Source organism: Pseudonocardia spirodelae, from assembly GCF_037727765.1.
Taxonomy (GTDB): Bacteria; Actinomycetota; Actinomycetes; order Mycobacteriales; family Pseudonocardiaceae; genus Pseudonocardia; species Pseudonocardia spirodelae.
On sequence record NZ_JBBJUP010000014.1, the window covers coordinates 44,717 to 63,814 of the forward strand.

The 19,098-nt window shown below is 74.0% G+C and carries 16 protein-coding genes; 9 read left to right on the forward strand and 7 right to left on the reverse strand.

The features are described from left to right. Nucleotides 1-38: 38 nt before the first annotated feature. Both WJX68_RS17395 and mshC read left to right on the forward strand, forming a co-directional pair. A complete protein-coding gene (locus tag WJX68_RS17395) occupies nt 39-1,529 on the forward strand; it encodes a sodium:solute symporter (protein ID WP_340292413.1) in 1,491 nt (496 codons plus the stop codon). 32 nt (nt 1,530-1,561) lie between these two features. Beyond that, nucleotides 1,562-2,800 (forward strand): cysteine--1-D-myo-inosityl 2-amino-2-deoxy-alpha-D-glucopyranoside ligase, encoded by a 1,239-nt coding sequence (gene mshC, locus WJX68_RS17400; protein WP_340292180.1) that lies wholly within the window; start codon nt 1,562-1,564, stop codon nt 2,798-2,800. Between the two features lie 18 nt (nt 2,801-2,818). On the opposite strand, the gene WJX68_RS17405 is transcribed toward mshC, so the two are convergent. Genes WJX68_RS17405 through WJX68_RS17415 form a run of 3 tightly spaced genes read right to left on the reverse strand, consistent with a single transcriptional unit; the run spans nt 2,819 to nt 5,912 of the window. Then, nucleotides 2,819-3,820: a quinone oxidoreductase family protein gene (locus WJX68_RS17405; RefSeq protein WP_340292182.1), complete on the reverse strand. Its 1,002-nt coding sequence runs from the start codon at nt 3,818-3,820 to the stop codon at nt 2,819-2,821. Nucleotides 3,821-3,870: 50 nt separating this feature from the next. Then, nucleotides 3,871-5,007 carry an MFS transporter gene (locus WJX68_RS17410; RefSeq protein WP_340292184.1) on the reverse strand — a complete coding sequence of 379 codons (1,137 nt, stop codon included), beginning with the start codon at nt 5,005-5,007 and terminating at the stop codon, nt 3,871-3,873. Between the two features lie 14 nt (nt 5,008-5,021). After that, nucleotides 5,022-5,912, reverse strand: a complete 891-nt coding sequence (locus WJX68_RS17415; RefSeq protein ID WP_340292186.1) for a PAC2 family protein — start codon at nt 5,910-5,912, stop codon at nt 5,022-5,024. A gap of 99 nt (nt 5,913-6,011) precedes the next feature. Here WJX68_RS17415 and metH point away from each other — a divergent pair, with 99 nt between their 5' ends. From metH to hisG, 4 genes are all read left to right on the forward strand, one after another. After that, nucleotides 6,012-9,722: a methionine synthase gene (gene metH, locus WJX68_RS17420; RefSeq protein ID WP_340292188.1), complete on the forward strand. Its 3,711-nt coding sequence runs from the start codon at nt 6,012-6,014 to the stop codon at nt 9,720-9,722. After that, nucleotides 9,715-10,419 carry an HAD family hydrolase gene (locus tag WJX68_RS17425; RefSeq protein WP_340292190.1) on the forward strand — a complete coding sequence of 235 codons (705 nt, stop codon included), beginning with the start codon at nt 9,715-9,717 and terminating at the stop codon, nt 10,417-10,419. The genes metH and WJX68_RS17425 overlap by 8 nt, the downstream gene beginning before the upstream one ends. Before the next feature lie 155 nt (nt 10,420-10,574). Continuing rightward, the gene (locus tag WJX68_RS17430; RefSeq protein WP_062395155.1) at nt 10,575-10,838 is read left to right on the forward strand and encodes a phosphoribosyl-ATP diphosphatase; all 264 of its coding nucleotides are present in this window, start codon (nt 10,575-10,577) and stop codon (nt 10,836-10,838) included. Nucleotides 10,839-10,899: 61 nt separating this feature from the next. After that, complete coding sequence (hisG, locus tag WJX68_RS17435; RefSeq protein ID WP_340292196.1) at nt 10,900-11,790, forward strand: ATP phosphoribosyltransferase; 891 nt, start codon at nt 10,900-10,902, stop codon at nt 11,788-11,790. 75 nt (nt 11,791-11,865) lie between these two features. On the opposite strand, the gene WJX68_RS17440 is transcribed toward hisG, so the two are convergent. From WJX68_RS17440 to WJX68_RS17455, 4 genes are read right to left on the reverse strand one after another with little or no spacing between them, the layout of a single operon-like run. Then, on the reverse strand, nt 11,866-12,711 hold the full coding sequence (locus WJX68_RS17440) for a thioesterase family protein (RefSeq protein WP_422785722.1): 846 nt from the start codon (nt 12,709-12,711) through the stop codon (nt 11,866-11,868). An 8-nt stretch (nt 12,712-12,719) separates the two neighbouring features. Then, a complete protein-coding gene (locus WJX68_RS17445; RefSeq protein WP_340292198.1) occupies nt 12,720-13,583 on the reverse strand; it encodes a RecB family exonuclease in 864 nt (287 codons plus the stop codon). A gap of 52 nt (nt 13,584-13,635) precedes the next feature. Next, nucleotides 13,636-14,877, reverse strand: a complete 1,242-nt coding sequence (locus WJX68_RS17450) for a hypothetical protein (protein ID WP_340292200.1) — start codon at nt 14,875-14,877, stop codon at nt 13,636-13,638. Next, complete coding sequence (locus tag WJX68_RS17455; RefSeq protein ID WP_340292202.1) at nt 14,874-15,455, reverse strand: TasA family protein; 582 nt, start codon at nt 15,453-15,455, stop codon at nt 14,874-14,876. Before WJX68_RS17455 ends, WJX68_RS17450 begins: the two co-directional genes overlap by 4 nt. 85 nt (nt 15,456-15,540) lie before the next feature. Here WJX68_RS17455 and WJX68_RS17460 point away from each other — a divergent pair, with 85 nt between their 5' ends. From WJX68_RS17460 to arc, 3 genes are all read left to right on the forward strand, one after another. After that, the gene (locus WJX68_RS17460; RefSeq protein ID WP_340292205.1) at nt 15,541-16,077 is read left to right on the forward strand and encodes a signal peptidase I; all 537 of its coding nucleotides are present in this window, start codon (nt 15,541-15,543) and stop codon (nt 16,075-16,077) included. A 153-nt stretch (nt 16,078-16,230) separates the two neighbouring features. After that, nucleotides 16,231-17,019 carry a tRNA (adenine-N1)-methyltransferase gene (locus tag WJX68_RS17465; RefSeq protein WP_340292417.1) on the forward strand — a complete coding sequence of 263 codons (789 nt, stop codon included), beginning with the start codon at nt 16,231-16,233 and terminating at the stop codon, nt 17,017-17,019. A 226-nt stretch (nt 17,020-17,245) separates the two neighbouring features. Then, entirely contained in the window at nt 17,246-19,066 is a 1,821-nt protein-coding gene (gene arc / locus WJX68_RS17470) for a proteasome ATPase (protein WP_340292207.1), read from the forward strand. The last annotated feature ends 32 nt before the right edge of the window (nt 19,067-19,098 follow it).

A 19,098-nucleotide genomic window follows, 5' to 3' on the forward strand; every position in this document is an offset into this window, starting at 1 on the left:
GCAGAGCCGCCGGCCAGAACACCCCGGGAGCCGCCGTGCTGCGCACCCTCGACCTGATCGTCATCGTCGCCTACCTGGTGGTCTCACTGGGCATCGGACTGTGGATGTCCGGACGGCAGAGATCGAACGAGGACTACTTCCTCGGTGGCCGCGAGATGCCGTGGTGGGCGATCTCGCTGTCGGTCGTCGCGACCGAGACCTCGGCGCTGACGGTGATCAGCGTGCCCACCGTCGCCTACCTCGGGTCGCTGACCTACCTGCAGCTGGCGCTGGGCTACCTGCTCGGCCGGATCGTCGTCGCGTTCGTGCTGCTGCCGCGCTACGCCGCGGGCCGGCTCACGACCGCCTACGGCTTCCTGGGGCAGCGGTTCGGCCGGGGGATGCAGGGCACCGCCTCGGTCGCGTTCCTGCTGACCCGCCTGCTCGCCGACGGCGTGCGGATGTTCGCCGCCGCCATCCCGGTCAAGGTCATCCTGGCCGGGCTCGGCATCGACGTGTCGTTCTTCTGGATCATCGTCGTGCTGTCGCTGGTGACCGTGGCCTACACCTACGTCGGCGGGATCAAGGCCGTCGTGTGGACCGACGTCATGCAGATGGGGCTCTACCTCGCCGGCGGGATCGTGGCGCTGGCCGTCATCGGCCCGCAGCTGCCGCCCGGCTTCTGGGCCGACGCCGCCGCCGCGGGCAAGACCCAGCTGCTGGACTTCACCTCCAGCCCGATCTCCGCCCCCTACGCGTTCGTGACCGCCGTCGTCGGCGGCGCGCTGCTGTCGATGGCCAGCCACGGGGTCGACCAGATCATCGTCCAGCGCCTGCTCTCCTGCCGGTCGGTGCGCGACGGCCAGAAGGCGCTCATCTTCTCCGCGGTCGTCGTCGGCGTGCAGTTCGCGCTGTTCCTGGTGGTCGGGCTGTTCCTGTGGGGCTACTACCGGGGACGCAGCCCGCAGGAGATGGGCCTGCAGACCGGCGACGAGATCTTCCCGCGCTTCATCGTCGAGGGCCTGCCCGCCGGGGTCTCGGGGCTGCTGCTCGCCGGCATCCTCGCGGCGGCGATGTCCACGCTGAGCTCGTCGCTGTCGGCCCTGTCGTCCTCGACCGTCGTGGACCTGGTGCAGACCGTGTCCGGCCGGGAGCTCACCGGCGCGCAGGGCATGCGGCTGTCGCGGTTCACCACCCTGGTCTGGGGCCTGGTGTTCATCGTGTTCGCGAACCTGTTCACCTCCACCGACAACCCGGTCGTCGAGCTCGGCCTGTCCGTCGCCGGGATCACCTACGGCGGCCTGCTCGGCGCCTTCGCGCTCGGGCTGTTCGTGCGCCGGGCCCGCCAGACCGACGCGATCATCGGGTTCGCGGTCGCGGTCGCGGTGATGGCCTCGCTGTTCCTGCTCGCGCCGAAGCTGGTCGGGTTCACCTGGTACACCGCGATCGGGCTGGTCATCACCGTGGTGCTCGGCCTGCTGCTCTCGCTGCGGCACCCGGCCGCTCCCGCGCCGGAATCCGCGGCGGACGCCGCGCGTTCGGGTGCGTGAGCATCCCCGACACACAGGTAGGTTCGACACCCATGGAGACCTGGGCCCCGACCGACGTCCCGGCACTGGAGGGCAGCGGCCCGCCGCTGCGCCTCTACGACACCGCCACCGGCCGGGTCCGGCCCACCGCGCCCGGTCCGGTCGCGACGATGTACGTCTGCGGCATCACCCCCTACGACGCCACGCACCTCGGCCACGCGGCCACGTACCTGGCGTTCGACCTGGTGAACCGCTACTGGCGCGACCTCGGCCACGACGTGCACTACGTGCAGAACGTGACCGACATCGACGAGCCGCTGCTCGAGCGGGCCGAGCGCGACCAGGACGACTGGGTCGTGCTCGGCCTGCGCGAGACCGCGCTGTTCCGCGAGGACATGGAGGCGCTGCGGGTCCTGCCGCCGCGCCAGTTCGTCGGCGCGGTCGAGGCGATCCCGGAGATCGCCGAGCTCGTGGAGAAGCTCGTCGCGTCCGGGGCGGCGTACCGGATCGACGACCCGGAGCACCCCGACGTCTACCACGACGTCACCGCCACCGGGCACTTCGGCTACGAGTCGAACTACGACCTCGAGACGATGCTGCGCTTCTCCGCCGAGCGCGGCGGGGACCCGGACCGCCCCGGCAAGCGCAACCGCCTCGACCCGCTGCTGTGGCGCACGGCCCGGCCGGGCGAGCCGGCCTGGGACTCCGGTCTCGGTCGCGGCCGCCCCGGCTGGCACGTCGAGTGCGCCGCGATCGGCCTCAACCGGCTGGGCCCGCAGATCGACCTCAACGGCGGCGGTTCGGACCTGATCTTCCCGCACCACGAGTGCGGCGCCCTGCACGCGGAGTCCCTGACCGGCGAGCACCCGTTCGCCCGGCACTACGTGCACACCGGGATGATCGGGCTCGACGGCGAGAAGATGTCGAAGTCCAAGGGCAACCTGGTCTTCGTCTCCAAGCTGCGCAACGCCGGCGTGGACCCGAACGTCGTCCGGGTCGCGCTGCTCGACGGGCACTACCGCACCGACCGCGCGTGGACCGACGAGGTGCACGCGACGGGGGAGGAGCGGGTCGCGCGCTGGCGCGAGGCCGTCGGCCTCGACACCGGCCCAGACGCGGCCGAGCTGGTCGCGAAGCTGCGCGCCCACCTGGCCGACGACCTCGACACCCCCGGTGCGCTGGCGGCCGTCGACGCCTGGGCCGGCGAGGCGCTGACCCGCCGCGGCACCGACCCCGGGGCGCCGCAGCAGGTCCGCACCGCGCTGGACGCGCTGCTCGGCGTCCGGCTCTGAGCTCGGCCCCCGGCCCCGTCAGGGTCTGAGGACGAGCGTGCCGGTCGACCGGCGCCGCTCCAGGTCGGCGTGCGCCCGGGCCGCATCCGGCAGCGGGTACTCGGCGCCGATCAGCGGCCGCAGCTCCCCGGCGGCGGCGCGGGCGAACAGCTCGCGCGCCCGCCGGGGCCGGTCCGCGGCGAACCCGGCGAGGCGGTCCATCCCGGTCACCGTCAGCCGCCGCGCCCGGGCCTCGACGGCGCCCAGCAGCGGCGGCGGGCCGCCGGCCACGCCGTAGGAGGTGTAGCGGCCGCCGTCGGCGACGAGCCAGGCCGCGGACCGCCCGGCCGGGCCACCGACGCCGTCGAACACCACCGCCGGGCCGGCCGGGACCAGCGCGTGCACCTGCTCGACCCACCCGTCGGACCCGTGGCCGGCCCCGTGGTCGGCCCCGTGTTCGACGACGTGGTCGACGACGTGTTCGGCGCCCAGCCCGAGCACCAGCGCCCCGCGCTCCGCGCCGCGCACGAGGCCGGTCACCCGGCCGCCCGCCGCCGCCACGAGCTGCACCAGCAGGCTCCCCGCGCCACCGGCGGCCGGCAGGACCAGCACGTGCTCGCCGCGTCGCACCGGGGTGGACTCCAGCAGCGCGAGTGCGGTGTTGCCGTCCCCGAACAGGGCGACGGCGGCGCCCGCGTCGAGCCCGTCGGGCACCGGCACCAGGTCGGCCGCGGCCGCCGCGACCCGCTCGGCGTAGCCGCCGTCGCGGCCGCGGCCCGCGACCCGGGTCCCCAGCAGCGCCGGGTCGACGTGCGCGCCGATCGCCGTCACCGTCCCGGCGACCGTGCCGCCCGGGACGTACGGCGGCGCCGCCGCGTGCCGGGGCGGACCCTGGCCGCGCCGGATCCGGGTGTCCAGCCAGAAGACCCCGGCCGCCTCGACGTCGACCAGCACCTCGCCGTCGCCCGGCACCGGGTCCGGCACGTCCCGCAGCGCCAGCACCTCCGGCCCGCCGAGCCGCTCCACCACGATCGCCTGCATCGTCCGCTCCTCCCGGTCACCCGCGACGAGCGTGCACCCTGGACCCGGCTTCAGGTCCAGGGCCGCGCGCGGGGCCGGTCCAGCGCCAGCACGGCGGGGACGCCCGCGGCCAGCAGCGCCGCCGGCGCGAGGAACGCCGCCAGCGGGTCGGCGTGGTAGACCGGTGTCAGCGCGACCGGCGACGCCGCGGTCCCGGCGAAGCGCACGGCCTGCACCACCGACACCGCACCGCCGCCCCCGCCACCGGCCGGGCCCAGGACCAGCGCGTTCACCCCGACCAGGATCAGCTGGCTGCACACCCCGCCGACCGCCCACAGCCCGACGACGACGCCCAGCACCGGCACCACGCCGATCAGGGCGACGAGCACACCGCCCCCGACGGCGCCGGCCAGCACGCAGCGACGCGCCCCGAGCCGGTCCACCGCGCCGCCGATGAGGCGGGCGGTGAGGATCCCGGCCACGCCGAGCGCGGTCAGCACCAGCCCGCGCGGGCCCGCGCCCAGCCCGAACTCCTCCTCCAAGCGCAGGGCGAGCAGGAAGTTCAGCCCGGCCAGGCAGCCCCAGCCGATCGCCGCGACCAGCCCGAGCCGCAGCACCGGCCCGGTCCACGCCGAGCGCAGCCGGGGCCGGGCGTCGCCGGTGGCCCGGACCGACCCGCCGGGGACCCCGACGAGGCCGAGCAGCAGCGCGACGCCGGCCGCGCCCCAGAACGCCCACCGCCAGTCGACCTCGGCGGCCAGCCCGCCGAACAGCGGCGCCGAGGTCTGCCCGGCCGCCTGCAGCGACCCGAACCAGCCCAGCGCGCGGCCCAGCCGGTCCGGCTCGACCGCGGCGGCCAGCGCCGCGAGCAGCAGCGGGGTCGTGAAGGCGTTCGCGGCGCCCTGCAGCGCCCGCCCGGCCAGGAACACCGGCCAGGCCGTCGCGAGCACGCAGGCCAGCGACGCGACGACGTAGAGCCCGTACCCCGCCACGACGGTGCGGGCCCGGCCCCAGCGGTCGCCCAGGGTGCCCGACACCAGCATCAGTCCGGCGAACGGCAGCAGGTAGGCCGTGATCGACACCGCCGCCGTCGCCGTCGGGACGCCGAAGTCGGCGCCGAGCTCGGGCAGCATCGCCGCCGTCAGGCCCCCGCCGAACGGGCCCAGGAACGCGCCGAGGAACAGCGCCGCGCGGCGCAGGGCCGCCACCGTGCCGCCGCCGGTCAGGAGTTCGGGCCGCGACGGCGCAGGTAGCGCTCGAAGTCGGCGGCGATCGAGTCCCCGGAGGTCTCGCGCAGCTCGGTGCGGGCCTCCTCGTCCTCGGTCTCCGAGGCCTGCTCCTCCAGCTGGCGCACGTACTCGCGGACCTCGTCGTCGGCGTCGGCCATCTCCGAGACCGTCCGCTCCCACTCCTCGGCCTTCTCGGGCAGCACCCCGAGCGGCACCTCGACGTCGAGGGACTCCTCGATGCGGTGCAGCAGCGCGACCGCCGCCTTGGGCACCTGGGCCTGCGACACGTAGTGCGGCACCTCGGCCCAGTAGGAGACGGCCGGGATCCCGGCCTGCACGCAGGCCTGCTGGAACACCGCGACGATCCCGGTGGGGCCCTCGTAGTTCGACGGCTCGGTGCCCATCGCCTTCTGCGACTCCGCGTCCCAGGAGGTGCCGTTCACCGGGGTCGGACGGGTGTGGGGCACCTCGGTGAGCAGGGCCCCCAATGTGATGACCTTCGTCACTCCGAGCCGCTCGGCGTGGCCCACCAGTTCCGCGCAGAACGTCTTCCAGCGCAGGTTCGGCTCGATCCCGTTCACCAGCACGACATGCCGGTCGGTGCCCGGCAGCGTCGCCCACGACAGCCGCGTGGTCTGCCACTCGATGCGCCGCGTGACGCCGTCGGCCAGCTTGACGTGCGGCCGGGTGACCTGGAAGTCGTAGTACTCCTCGGGATCGATCGAGGTCAGCGGCTTCGCGTCCCAGCTGAGCTCGAGGTGCTCCAGCGCGGTGCTCGCGGCCTCACCGGCGTCGTTCCAGCCCTCGAACGCCGCGATGAGGACCGGGTCGACCAGGTGCGGAGTGCTGTCGCCGCCCGTGGTGCTCGGCTCTCGGTCGGTCATCGCCCCAGCCTACGACCCCGCGGGCGCACGGCCGGGTTCCCTCCCCGTCACCAGGTACCGTGGTTGATCGTGTCAGCTACGACGGGAGCGGATCACTCGGTGGGCACCTCTGCGGACGACGACAGCACGACCCGCCCGGTCGACCCCGACCGGGTCGAGCGCGCGGCCCGGCGGACCGAGCAGCTGACGGAGCTGCTGGGCCGGCGCATCGGCGTCATCGACGGGGCGTGGGGCACCGTCATCCAGGGCCTCGGCCTCACCCCGGCCGACTACTCCGCGGACTGGCTCGAGGGCCACCACAAGGACACCACGGGCGACCCGGACCTGCTCAACCTCACCCGTCCGGACCTGATCCTGCAGGCGCACCGCAACTACTTCGACGCGGGCGCCGACCTCACCACCACCAACACCTTCACCGCGACCACGATCGGCCAGGCCGACTACGGCCTCGAGTCGAAGGTCGTCGAGATGAACACCGCCGCCGCGCGGCTGGCCCGCGAGGCCGCCGACGAGGCGGAGGCCGCCACCGGCGAGCCCAGGTGGGTCGCCGGCTCGATCGGCCCGCTGAACGTGACGCTGTCGCTGTCGCCGAAGGTCGAGGACCCGGCCTACCGCGCCGTGTCCTACCGGCAGGTCTACGACTCCTACGCCGAGCAGATCGCCGCGCTCGACGAGGGCGGCGTCGACATCCTGCTCATCGAGACGATCTTCGACACGCTGAACTCGAAGGCCGCGCTGCAGGCCGCGCACGACGTCGCGCCGCACCTGCCGGTGTGGATCTCGGTGACGATCGTCGACCGCTCCGGGCGCACCCTGTCCGGCCAGACCGTCGACGCGTTCTGGACCTCGGTGCGCCACGCCGCGCCGCTGGTCGTCGGGCTCAACTGCGCGCTGGGCGCCGACGAGATGCGCCCGCACGCCGTCGCGCTCGCCGAGATCAGCGACGCCTTCGTCGCGACCTACCCCAACGCCGGGCTGCCCAACGCCTTCGGCGGCTACGACGAGACGCCCGAGCAGACCGCGGACTTCCTCAAGGAGTTCGCCGAGTCCGGGCTCGTCAACATCGTCGGCGGCTGCTGCGGCACCGGGCCGGAGCACATCCGCCACATCGCCGACCGGGTCGCCGGGCTGGCGCCCCGCGTGCCCGCGCCGGCGCCGACCCGCACCCGCTTCTCCGGCCTGGAGCGCTTCGAGATCGGCCCGGACACCGGGTTCGTGATGATCGGCGAGCGGACCAACGTCACCGGGTCCAAGCGGTTCCGCCGGCTCATCGAGTCGAAGGACTACAACGGCGCGCTCGAGGTCGCGCTGGACATGGTCCGCGGCGGCGCGAACATGCTCGACGTCAACATGGACGCCGACCTGCTCGAGTCCGCCGACGAGATGCGCACCTTCCTCAACCTGCTCGCCACCGAGCCCGAGGTCGCCCGGCTGCCGATCATGATCGACAGCTCGCGCTGGTCGGTGATCGAGGCCGGCCTGCAGTGCGTGCAGGGCAAGGGAGTCGTGAACTCGATCAGCCTCAAGGAGGGCGAGGAGCCCTTCCTGGAGCAGGCCCGCATGGTCAAGGCCTACGGCGCGGGCGTGGTCGTGATGGCGTTCGACGAGACCGGGCAGGCCGACACCGCCGACCGCAAGGTCGAGATCTGCGGGCGCGCCTACGACCTGCTCGTCGGGCAGGCCGGGCTCGACCCGCACGACATCATCTTCGACCCGAACATCCTCGCCGTCGCCACCGGCATGGAGGAGCACGCCGACTACGCCAGGGCGTTCATCGACGCCTGCCCGCGGATCAAGGAGCGCTGCCCGGGCGCGCACATCTCCGGTGGCGTGTCGAACCTGTCCTTCGCCTTCCGCGGCAACAACGTCGTGCGCGAGGCGATGGACTCGGCCTTCCTGTTCCACGCCGTCAGGGCCGGCCTGGACATGGGCATCGTCAACGCCGGCCAGCTCGCGGTCTACCAGGACATCCCCGCGGACCTGCTGGAGATGGTCGAGGACGTCCTGTTCAACCGCCGGCCCGACGCCACCGACCGGCTCGTGGACAACGCCGACCGGTTCAAGGGCGAGGGCACCCGGCGCAAGGTCGACCTGTCCTGGCGGGAGAACGACGTGCGCGCCCGGCTCTCGCACGCACTGGTGCACGGCATCGTCGACTTCGTCGAGGCCGACACCGAGGAGGCGCGCGCGCAGGCCGCCCGGCCCCTCGACGTCATCGAGGGCCCGCTGATGGACGGCATGAAGGTCGTCGGCGACCTGTTCGGCGACGGCAAGATGTTCCTGCCCCAGGTCGTGAAGTCCGCCCGCGTGATGAAGCGCGCGGTGGCCTACCTCGAACCCTTCATGGAGAAGGAGAAGGCCGAGGCCAAGGCGCGCGGCGAGATCGACACCCGCGGCAACGGCAAGGTCGTCATGGCCACGGTGAAGGGCGACGTCCACGACATCGGCAAGAACATCGTCGGCGTCGTGCTCGGCTGCAACAGCTACGAGGTCATCGACCTCGGCGTGATGGTGCCCGCGCAGACGATCCTCGACACCGCCGTCGCCGAGGGCGCCGACGTCGTCGGGCTGTCCGGGCTCATCACCCCCTCGCTCGACGAGATGGTCGGCGTGGCCGCGGAGATGGAGCGCCGCGGGCTGAAGCTGCCGCTGCTCATCGGCGGGGCCACGACCTCCCGCCAGCACACCGCGGTCAAGATCGCCCCGGAGTACCAGGGGAACGTGCTGCACGTCCTCGACGCCTCCCGGGTCGTCGGGGTGGTCTCCGACCTGCTCGACGACGACCGCGCCGAGGCACTGGCCAAGCGCAACGACGACGACCAGGAGCGGCTGCGCGAGCAGCACGCCGGGCGCGAGTCGAAGCCCCTGCTGCCCTTCGCCGAGGCCGTCGCCAACCGCGAGGTCGTCGAGTTCACCGACCTGCCCGTCCCGGAGTTCACCGGGGTGCGCGCCTGCACCCCGACGATCGCCGAGCTGCGCGAGCTCATCGACTGGCAGTTCCTGTTCCTGGCCTGGGAGCTGAAGGGCAAGTACCCGCAGATCCTCAACTCCCCGGTCGCCCGCGAGCTCTACGACGACGCCAACGCGATGCTCGACCGGATCATCGCCGAGGACCGCTTCACCGCGAAGGGCGTCTACGGCTTCTGGCCGGCCCGCGCCGACGGCGAGGACATCGTGATCACGGCGGGCGGGGAGGACGGCACCGCCGGGGACGTCCGGCTGCCGATGCTGCGCCAGCAGACCCGCAAGCCCGAGGGCCGCGCCAACCGCAGCCTCGCCGACTACGTCGCCCCCGAGGGCGACCACCTCGGCGCGTTCGCGGTGTCGATCCACGGCGCCGAGGACATGGCGAAGGAGTTCGAGGACGCCCTCGACGACTACCGCGCGATCATGGTGAAGGCGCTGGCCGACCGGCTCGCCGAGGCCTTCGCCGAGTACGCGCACCGCCGGGCCCGCGCCGAGTGGTTCGAGCCCGGTGCCGAGCAGCCGCTGGAGGAGCTGCTCGCGGAGAAGTTCCGCGGCATCCGCCCGGCGTTCGGCTACCCGGCCTGCCCGGACCACACGCTCAAGCGGCCGCTGTTCGACCTGCTGGGCGCCGAGGAGACCGGCGTGGGCCTCACCGAGTCCTACGCCATGACCCCGGCCGCGGCGGTGAGCGGCATGATGTTCGCCCACCCCGCGTCGCGGTACTTCACCGTCGGGCGGATCGGGCCCGACCAGGTCGGCGACTACGCGTCGCGGCTCGGCGTCGAGGTCGCCGTCGCCGAGAAGTGGCTGCGCCCGAACCTGGGGTACACCCCCGATGCCTGAGCCCGTGACCGCACCGCTGCCCGCCGGCGTGCTGCTCGACATGGACGGCACGCTCATCGACTCGGAGAAGGTGTGGGAGGTCGCGCTCAACGACCTCATGAAGCACCTCGGGGCGCCCGCCCTGTCCACGGCCGCCCGGCGGGAGTCCGTCGGCGGGTCGCTGGACTCCTCGCTGCGGATCTGCTTCCGCGAGGCCGGGCGCGACCCGGCCGACGTCCCGGCCGACGAGTACCGCGAGACCGGCGAGTGGCTCTACGACCGCGCGGGGGAGCTGTTCTCCCACGGCGTGCCGTGGCGTCCGGGGGCGCGCGAACTGCTCGGCGCGCTGCGGGCGGCCGGGATCCCGGCCGCGCTGGTCACCAACACCATCCGGGTGCTGGTCGAGCGCGCGCTGGAGACCCTGGGCCGCGAGCACTTCACCGCCGTCGTGCCCGGCGACGAGGTCGCCGACCCGAAGCCGGGACCGGAGCCCTACCGGCGCGGCGCGGAGCTGCTCGGGGTCGACCCGGCCGACTGCGTCGCCGTCGAGGACTCGCCGACGGGTGCGCTGTCGGCCGAGCGCGCCGGCTGCGCGGTGCTGGTCGTGCCGTGCGAGCTGGAGGTGCCCGACGGCCCGCGCCGGGTGCAGCGCACGACGCTGTCCGGGATCGGGCCGGCCGAGCTCGGCGCGGTCCTCGCCGAGGTACGGGCCCGCTGACTCGCGCGTGAGCGGGCATTTCGCGGCGACGAGCGGCACCGCCCGCCGGTCCTGCTCACTCCGGGTGAACCACCCGGCGCGGTCGGTTGCCCACACGGCTTACGGGCCGGGGTGCGGCCGACGTGCGGCGGGGGTCACCGTTCACACTGGTACCCGTGAAGACATTCGACGACTTGTTCGCCGAGCTGCAGGCCAAGGCCCAGGAGCGGCCCGCCGGTTCGGGGACCGTCGCCGCGCTCGACGCCGGGGTCCACGCCCAGGGCAAGAAGGTCCTGGAGGAGGCCGGTGAGGTCTGGATCGCCGCCGAGTACCAGGGCGACGACGAGCTCGCGGAGGAGATCTCCCAGCTGCTGTACCGGCTGCAGGTGATCATGCTCCAGCGCGGGCTCACCCTCGAGGACGTGTACAAGCACCTGTAGGCCGGCCACCGCCGACCTGCCCACCACCACCGCCGAACGACGACCGTCAAGGAGAGCGGAAATGCTCCGCGTGGCACTCCCGAACAAGGGCACCCTGGCCGAGCCCGCCGCGACGATGATGCGCGAGGCCGGGTACCGCCAGCGGACCGACTCGCGCGACCTCAGCGTGGTCGACGAGGAGAACGAGATCGAGTTCTTCTACCTGCGGCCCAAGGACATCGCGACCTACGTCGGCAAGGGCGACCTGCACCTGGGCGTGACCGGCTTCGACCTCATGGAGGAGTCGGGCAGCCAGACCCAGGAGGTCATCCCGCTGGGCTTCGGGCGCTCCCGGTTCCACTTCGCGGCCCCGTCCGACGCCGACTGGAAGCTCGAGGACCTCGACGGCCGCAAGATCGCGACCTCCTACCCGCGGCTGGTCCGGTCCTACCTGTCCGGCAAGCGGATCGGCGCCGAGATCGTGAAGCTCGACGGCGCCGTGGAGATCTCGATCCAGCTCGGTCTGGCCGACGCCATCGCCGACGTCGTGTCCTCCGGGCGCACCCTGCGCCAGCACGGCCTGCAGATCATCGGGGAGGCCATCGCGACCTCGCAGGCCACCCTGATCGAGCGGGAGAAGCGTCACGACCGCACCGAGGACGCCGAGACCACCCGCGTCAAGAAGGTCTTCGCCGACCGGCTGCAGGGCGTCGTCGTGGCCCGCGAGTACCTGATGATGGACTTCGACTGCCCCGAGGAGCTGCTCCCGGCGGCGGAGAAGGTCGCACCGGGCCTGCAGGCGCCCACGGTGTCGCCGCTGTCGAAGAAGGGCTGGGTCGCGGTGCGGACCATGGTGCGCACCAAGGAGACCAACCGGGTCATGGACCGGCTCGCCGAGATCGGCGCGACCGCGATCCTGACCTCGGAGATCCGCTCCTGCCGCGCGATGACGGTCAACGGCCACGGCCACTGACGAGCGTCCGTTCCCCACACGGCGGCCCGCCCCCGGACACCCGGGTGGCGGGCCGCCGTCGTGTGCGGTCCGGGGTCAGCGGGCGCGGACGGTGAGGGCCTGGGCGACGCGGCCGGTGTGGCCGGCGTCGTCGAACAGGGTCGCCGAGCACGTCCCGAGCCCGTCCGGCCCGATCACGGTGGCGGCGTCGACGCCGACCCACTCCCCGGCGGGCGCGCGGTGCAGGTGCACGGTGAGCTCGGTGTTGACGAACAGCCAGCGGGTGACGTCCAGCGGGGCGGCGAGCCCGTTCGCGCAGTCCGCGGCGACCATCAGGCGCTGCGCGGGACTGGGCTCCTCGCCCTCGACGAGCGGCACCCGCATCCGGATCCACCCGCGGCCGGGGCCGGGGGTGTCCAGACCGCCGTCGTCGAGCCAGGCCCACTCGATGGCGTCGAGGAAGCCGGGGAGCCAGCCCGTGGGCCGCCCGGTCCGCACGACGGCGGCGTCGCGGCCGGGCAGCGCCGGGGCCTGCCCCTGGGCGACGGCGGCGGTGTCGGACGCGGCGAGGCGCCACGCCCGCGCCCGCAGCACGTCGCGGCCACCGGCGCGCATCGTCGCCGACAGCAGCTCGATCGTGCGGCCGGGCCGCTCGACCGACGCGGTGACGGTGACCGGTCCGGCCGGGACCGCGCCCAGCACCTCGACGGCGGCGCGCGCCAGGCGCCACCCGGTCTCCGCACCGCCCGTGCGGGAGGCGGGCAGCCGTTCCATCACCCGGACCAGCAGCGCCGAGGGCGGGCCCATGTGCTGGGCGTCGGCGAACCAGGGGCCGGTCGTGGACGGGGTCGCCTCGAACTCCTCGACGACCGTGCCCGTCGCGTCGGTGCTGGTGCCGCGGGGGAGGTAGAAGGGGCCGGGCGGGATCGGGGCGGGGATCACGCCCGTGATCATGCCGCCTCGCCCGGCCACCCCGGGTAGGGCGGGGGAGTGCCGCCCCAGGCGGGGCACCGGTCGCGGTGGTCGCAGTGCCGGCAGGCCGGGCCGGTGCGGGGCGGGAAGTCCCCGGCCGGCGCCGCCCGGCGGATCGCCGCCCAGACGGCGTCGAGCAGCCGCCCGAAGCGGTGCAGCTCCCCGGCGTCGGGCCGGTAGGTCAGGGCGGTGCCGTCGGACAGGTAGAGCAGCCGCAGCTCGTCGGGGACGCGGCCGCGGGCCAGCAGCACCGCGAGCGCGTAGAACTTCAGCTGGAACAGCACCCCGGACTCGTAGCCCTCGCCGGGGGTCGCGCCGGTCTTGTAGTCGACGACGCGCAGCCCGTCCGGGCCGTCGTCGAGACGGTCGAGGATGCCGCGCAGCGGCACCGCGGCACCGCCGGAACCGGGCAGCTCGACCTCGACCCGGGTCTCCACGGCCGTCGCGGTGACCGCGGACGGGTCCTCCAGCGCGAAGTAGGTGTCCAGCAGCGCCGCGGCGGAGTCGAGCCACACCGCGAACCCCGGGTCCGCCGGGCCGTCGAACAGGGCGGCGACGGCCGGGTCGGCGGCCAGCGCGTCCCAGCAGGGCCCGAGCAGGGCGTGCGCGGCCCCGGGGGTGCGCTCGGCGGGGCCGAGCGCGAACAGGCGCTCCAGCACCGCGTGGACCAGCGTGCCGCGCACCTGTGCGCGCGAGGGTGCCTCGGGCAGCCGGTCGACCGCGCGGAGCCGGTAGAGCAGCGGGCAGCGGCGGAAGTCCGCGGCCCGCGACGGCGACAGGGCGGGCGGCCGCGGCGGGGCCTCGCCGGCCCCGCCGCGGGTGGTGGTCTCGGTCCCGGTCACGTACCGCAGGCTAGGCGCCACCCCCGACGGTTCCCGGCCGTGGTGCGGCTGCTCACGGCACACCGCCCACCGCGCCGGGGACCGTGGGCGTGGCGGGCACCGTCGTCGGCACCACCGGGGTGGTCGTGGCCGGCGCGGGGGACACGGGCGACGTCGGGTCCGCGGAGCCCTCGCCGACCGCGCCCGGCGCGGCCGGGGTGGCGGGCGCGGCCGGCGCGGTGCCCGGCACGGGGACGGTGCACGCGCTCACCGTGTCCTCCGGACCGGGGTCCGGGCACGTGCCGCCGTCCGGCCCGCCGTCGAGGACGTCGGGTGCCGCCGGGTTCTCCGGGCCGCCGAGCAGGGTGTCGGCGCCGACGCCGCCGTGCAGCCCGTCCGCGCCGTCGCCGCCGGTGAGCCGGTCGTCGCCGGTCCCGCCGACCAGCACGTCGTCGCCGCCACCGCCGTCGACGACGTCGTCGCCCCCGGCGGCGCGCACGCAGTCCCGCCCCGGTGAGCCGACGATCGTGTCGGCACCGTCGGTGCCCACGATCAGGAACGGGCCGTTCGACCCCGGCCGATCGCGCGCGGCGTCGAAGGACGGGGCGTCCGCGGACAGCACGACGGTCTCGGCGAAGGTCGTGAGCCCGGCGGCCGTGCACTCGGCCGGAGGCGGCGGCGCGGACACGGCGACGACAGTCGGGGAGGCCACCCGCGCCTGCGCCCGTGGCGTCACCGCCGGCAGGAGCCGGGTCGACAGCCTCAGGCTGCCGGTGACGGTGTCGGTGAACCCGCCCGCCGCCGAGACCCGCATGGTCGCGCTCTCGGTGCGTGCGGCGAGCAGCGTCGTCCCGACCGTCGCCGACACCGGCACGGTGGTCACCGTGCCGGGGACGAGCGTGGCGACCGGGCGCGGCACGCCGTCGAGCAGCCGGCACCACGGCTCGGGCGCGCGGGATCCGAGCCGCACCGTCAGCGAACCGACCGTCGGCCCGTCGGTGAGTCCGGCGGGGGACGAGACGCAGCCGGTGGCGGTGGTGGCGGGGAACGCCACCGACGCCGTCGCCGGGACCGAGCCGCGGTAGTCGATCGACAGGGTGGCGGTCGCGGTGCCGCCGGCGAGCGGGACGCCCAGGTCCAGCGCGGGCGGGGCGGACCGCCCGCCGAGGACGACCGTCGCCGCCGACGCGGTCCCGGCCGGGCCGCCGCCGCCCGCGGTGAACGCCGCCCAGGTGCCCCAGGCCGCGCTCGCGACCAGGACCACCCCGACGACGAGCGCGAGGACGAGACGGCGGCGGCCGACCGCGCGGCTCACGTCTTCTGGTTCAGGGTGAACGTCGACCCGAGGGTGATCGCGTCGCCCTGCACCCGGTTGTCCGCGGCCGCCGGCAGCGCGACCAGCAGCTTGTAGGTGCCGCTGGCGCCGGCGGCGAGCGTGGTCGTCGGCAGCCCGGTGGCGACGAAGGTCTTCAGCGGCACCGCGTTGCCCGCGGTGACGCCGGGCCCGTCGAGCACCTGCACGGTCATCTGGTCCTGCAGGTTCCCGCCGGGAGCGCAGCCACCACCGGTCAGCGCCTCGAGCGCCCTCTCCGGGTCGGTGCACTGGCCGTCGGCGCCGGACACGGTGAACGCGCTGCTCAGCGTGCCGTCGATGCTGCCCACGTTGCGCACGGAGACGTCGACCTCGGTGCTGAAGCCGGGGGCCAGGTTGTTCTGGTTGAACAGGACCTTGGAGGCGTTGTTGTCGAGGGTCAGGTCGAGGGTGCCCGCGGCCGCGGTGCCGCTGGGCCCGCCCGCGCTGTCGGTGAAGGCCGCGTAGGTGCCGAGGCCGATGGCGACGACGGCGACGACCGCCGCGGCGATCCCGATCCCCGCCTTGGTACGAGTGTTCATGCGGCAGGATGTACCCCGGGCGTCGTCGCAGGTCACCGCCCGATCGTGTGCTTTGCGTTGCCGTGACGACACGTAGGGTCGCCGCATGTCGCGTCCCGATGCGCCGGCCGCTCCGGCTGCCCGCCGCTCACCCGTCCGCCGCCTGGCCGGGCTCGTGCTCACCCTGCTCGTCGTCGGCCTGGTCGTGCTGGCGCTGGCCCTCGCCGTCGTCCCGGCCCTCGCCGGTGGCCGTGTGTACACGGTGCTCTCGGGCAGCATGGTGCCGACGCTGCCGGTCGGGGCCGCCGTCGCCGTGCGGCCGGTCGAACCGGCCCGGGTCGCGGCGGGCGACATCATCTCCTTCACCGACCGCGAGCCCGGCTCGGCGGACCGCACGGTGACCCACCGGGTGGTCGCCGTCGAGCCCGGGCCGGTGTTCCGCACCCGCGGCGACGCCAACGCCGCCGACGACCCGCACCCGGTCGCGCCCGCCGCCCTGCTGGGCCGCTACTGGTACGACGTCCCGCTCGTCGGCGGGCTGGCCGACCGGCTGCGCAGCGGGCCCGGCCTGGTCGTCGCCGGGGGAGTGGTCCTGCTGCTGGCGGCGGGCGCGCTGCTGCTGCCCCGCCGCCGCGAGGGCTGACACCCCGGCACCCCGGCCCGACCCCCGCGGGGCCGGGACGGATAGCGTCCCGGCGTGCACGACAGCGTGGAAGCCGACCGGCCCGACCCGACCGCGGACGGGGGGACCTGGGAGCCGCCGCGGCGCGGCGGCCCGTTCCGTGTCGGCGACCGGGTGCAGCTCACCGACCCCAAGGGGCGCCGCTACACGGTGGTCCTGGAGACCGGCGGCGCCTACCACACCCACCGCGGCCAGATCGACCACGACGACATCATCGGCTCGCCCGAGGGCGGGCTGGTGCACTCCGCGGCCAACACGCCGTACCTGACGATGCGTCCGCGCCTGGCCGACTACGTGCTGTCCATGCCGCGCGGGGCGCAGGTGATCTACCCCAAGGACGCCGCGCAGATCCTGATGTGGGGCGACGTCTTCCCCGGCGCGCGGGTGCTGGAGGCCGGGGCGGGGTCCGGCGCGCTGACCTGCTCGCTGCTGCAGGCGGTCGGCCCGACCGGGCGGGTGATCTCCTACGAGGTCCGCGACGACCACGCCCCGCACGCGGTCAGCAACGTCGAGACCTTCTTCGGGCACCGGCCGCCGCACTGGGACCTCACCGTCGGTGACGTGAAGGACCACCGCGGCGAGGTCGACCGCGTCGTGCTGGACATGCTCTCCCCGTGGGACGTGCTGGACACCGTGCGTGACTGCCTGGTCCCCGGCGGGATCCTCGTCGGGTACGTGGCGACGACGACCCAGCTCTCCGTGCTCACCGAGACGCTGCGCGAGATGCAGTGCTGGACGGAGCCGGAGTCGTGGGAGGCGATGGTCCGTCCGTGGCACGTGGTGGGCCTCGCCGTCCGTCCGGAGCACCGGATGATCGGCCACACGGCCTTCCTGCTGACGACCAGGCGGCTCGCCGACGGTGTCACCCCGCCCCGCCAGCAGCGCCGGCCCACCGGGCGCTGAGCAGGCCGTTCGCCGCAGCCGGTACGCCCGGACGCCCGCGACACCCCCGGGCGCGGAACAAGAACGTTACGAACTCCCCTCCGTGTGGACGTGGCGGTGACGGGCGCGAAGCCGCAGAGTGACCACATGGTGCCGACCGGCTGAGGCCCGGATCACCGGTTCGACGCACTATCGCGGTCACCCGGTACGGGTACCGTGGTGAGACGGAACACGGAGGGAGGCTGCCGTGAACCACCCCTACGACGACGGTCCCGGCAACCAGGGTTTCCAGTCTGACCGCGACCTCAGCCCCGCTGAGGCCGCCGAGCACATCCGTCATCTCGAACACGAGATCTCCACGCTGCGTCAGCGGCTGACCGAGACGCCCCGGCACGCCCGAGTGCTGGAGCAGCGGCTGGCCGAGACCACGAGCAGGCTCTCCGCGCTGAACGCCCGCAACGAGAAGCTCACCGAGACCCTCAAGGAGGCCCGCGGCCAGCTCGTCGCGCTCCGCGAGGAGGTCGACCGGCTCGCGCAGCCGCCGTCCGGCTACGGGGTCTTCCTCGGCCGCTACGACGACGACACGGTCGACGTCTTCACCTCCGGCCGCCGGATGCGGGTCCCGGTCTCCCCGGCGGTCGAGGGCGAGACGCTGCGCAGCGGCCAGTCGGTCCGGCTCAACGAGGCCCTCACCGTGGTCGAGGCCATGGGCTTCGAGCAGGTCGGCGACCTCTACTCGCTGCGGGAGATCATCTCGCGGCCGGGTGAGGACGGCTCCGCGGGCCGCGGCCTGGTCGTCGGGCACTCCGACGAGGAGCGCGTCGTCTGGCTGGCGGCGCCGCTGTTCGACCTCGGTCAGGAGGAGGGCACCAGCCCCCTCAAGTCCGGGGACTCGGTCATGGTCGACTCGCGGGCGGGCTACGCCTACGAGCGCGTCGCCAAGGCCGAGGTGGAGGACCTCGTGCTGGAGGAGGTCCCCGACATCGCCTACTCCGACATCGGTGGCCTGTCCCGGCAGATCGAGCAGATCCAGGACGCCGTCGAGCTACCGTTCCTGCACACCGAGCTGTTCACCCGCTACGAGCTGCGCCCGCCCAAGGGCGTGCTGCTCTACGGGCCGCCCGGCTGCGGGAAGACCCTCATCGCGAAGGCCGTCGCGAACTCGCTGGCGAAGAAGATCGCCCGGCAGCGGGGCGACGACCCGGACGAGGGCCGCGCGTTCTTCCTGAACATCAAGGGCCCGGAGCTGCTCAACAAGTTCGTCGGCGAGACCGAGCGGCACATCCGGCTGATCTTCCAGCGGGCCAGGGAGAAGGCCAGCGCCGGCACCCCGGTGATCGTGTTCTTCGACGAGATGGACTCGATCTTCCGCACCCGTGGCTCCGGCGTGTCCTCCGACGTCGAGACCACCATCGTCCCCCAGCTCCTCGCCGAGATCGACGGCGTCGAGGGACTGGAGAACGTCATCGTCATCGGTGCGTCGAACCGTGAGGACATGATCGACCCGGCGATCCTGCGGCCGGGCCGGCTCGACGTGAAGATCAAGATCGAGCGCCCGGACGCCGAGGGCGCGATCGACATCTTCTCCAAGTACATCACCGACACCCTGCCCATCCACGAGGACGACCTGGCCGAGTTCGGCGGCGACCGCACGGCGTGCACCACCGCGATGATCCAGCGGATCACCGAGCGGATGTACGACGAGTCCGAGGAGAACCGCTTCCTCGAGGTCACCTACGCCAACGGGGACAAGGAGACCCTCTACTTCAAGGACTTCAACTCCGGCGCGATGATCCAGAACATCGTCGACCGCGGGAAGAAGTCGGCGATCAAGGCGGTGCTCGAGACCGGCCAGCCGGGCCTGCGGGTCCAGCATCTGCTGGACGCGATCGTCGACGAGTTCGCCGAGAACGAGGACCTCCCGAACACCACCAACCCCGACGACTGGGCGCGGATCTCGGGCAAGAAGGGGGAGCGGATCGTCTACATCCGCACCCTGGTCACCGGCAAGAACGACGCCACCGGCCGCGCGATCGACACCGCGTCGAACACCGGCCAGTACCTGTAGCCGCCCGCACCGCCGGGCCCCGGGCCCCGTCG

Coding starts and splice junctions, on each gene's coding strand:
- mshC (WP_340292180.1), top strand. CDS start 1,562: ATGGAGACCTGGGCCCCGACCGACGTCCCGGCACTGGAGGGCAGCGGC.
- WJX68_RS17405 (WP_340292182.1), bottom strand. CDS start 3,820: ATGCAGGCGATCGTGGTGGAGCGGCTCGGCGGGCCGGAGGTGCTGGCG.
- WJX68_RS17415 (WP_340292186.1), bottom strand. CDS start 5,912: ATGACCGACCGAGAGCCGAGCACCACGGGCGGCGACAGCACTCCGCAC.
- WJX68_RS17425 (WP_340292190.1), top strand. CDS start 9,715: ATGCCTGAGCCCGTGACCGCACCGCTGCCCGCCGGCGTGCTGCTCGAC.
- hisG (WP_340292196.1), top strand. CDS start 10,900: ATGCTCCGCGTGGCACTCCCGAACAAGGGCACCCTGGCCGAGCCCGCC.
- WJX68_RS17455 (WP_340292202.1), bottom strand. CDS start 15,455: ATGAACACTCGTACCAAGGCGGGGATCGGGATCGCCGCGGCGGTCGTC.
- WJX68_RS17460 (WP_340292205.1), top strand. CDS start 15,541: ATGTCGCGTCCCGATGCGCCGGCCGCTCCGGCTGCCCGCCGCTCACCC.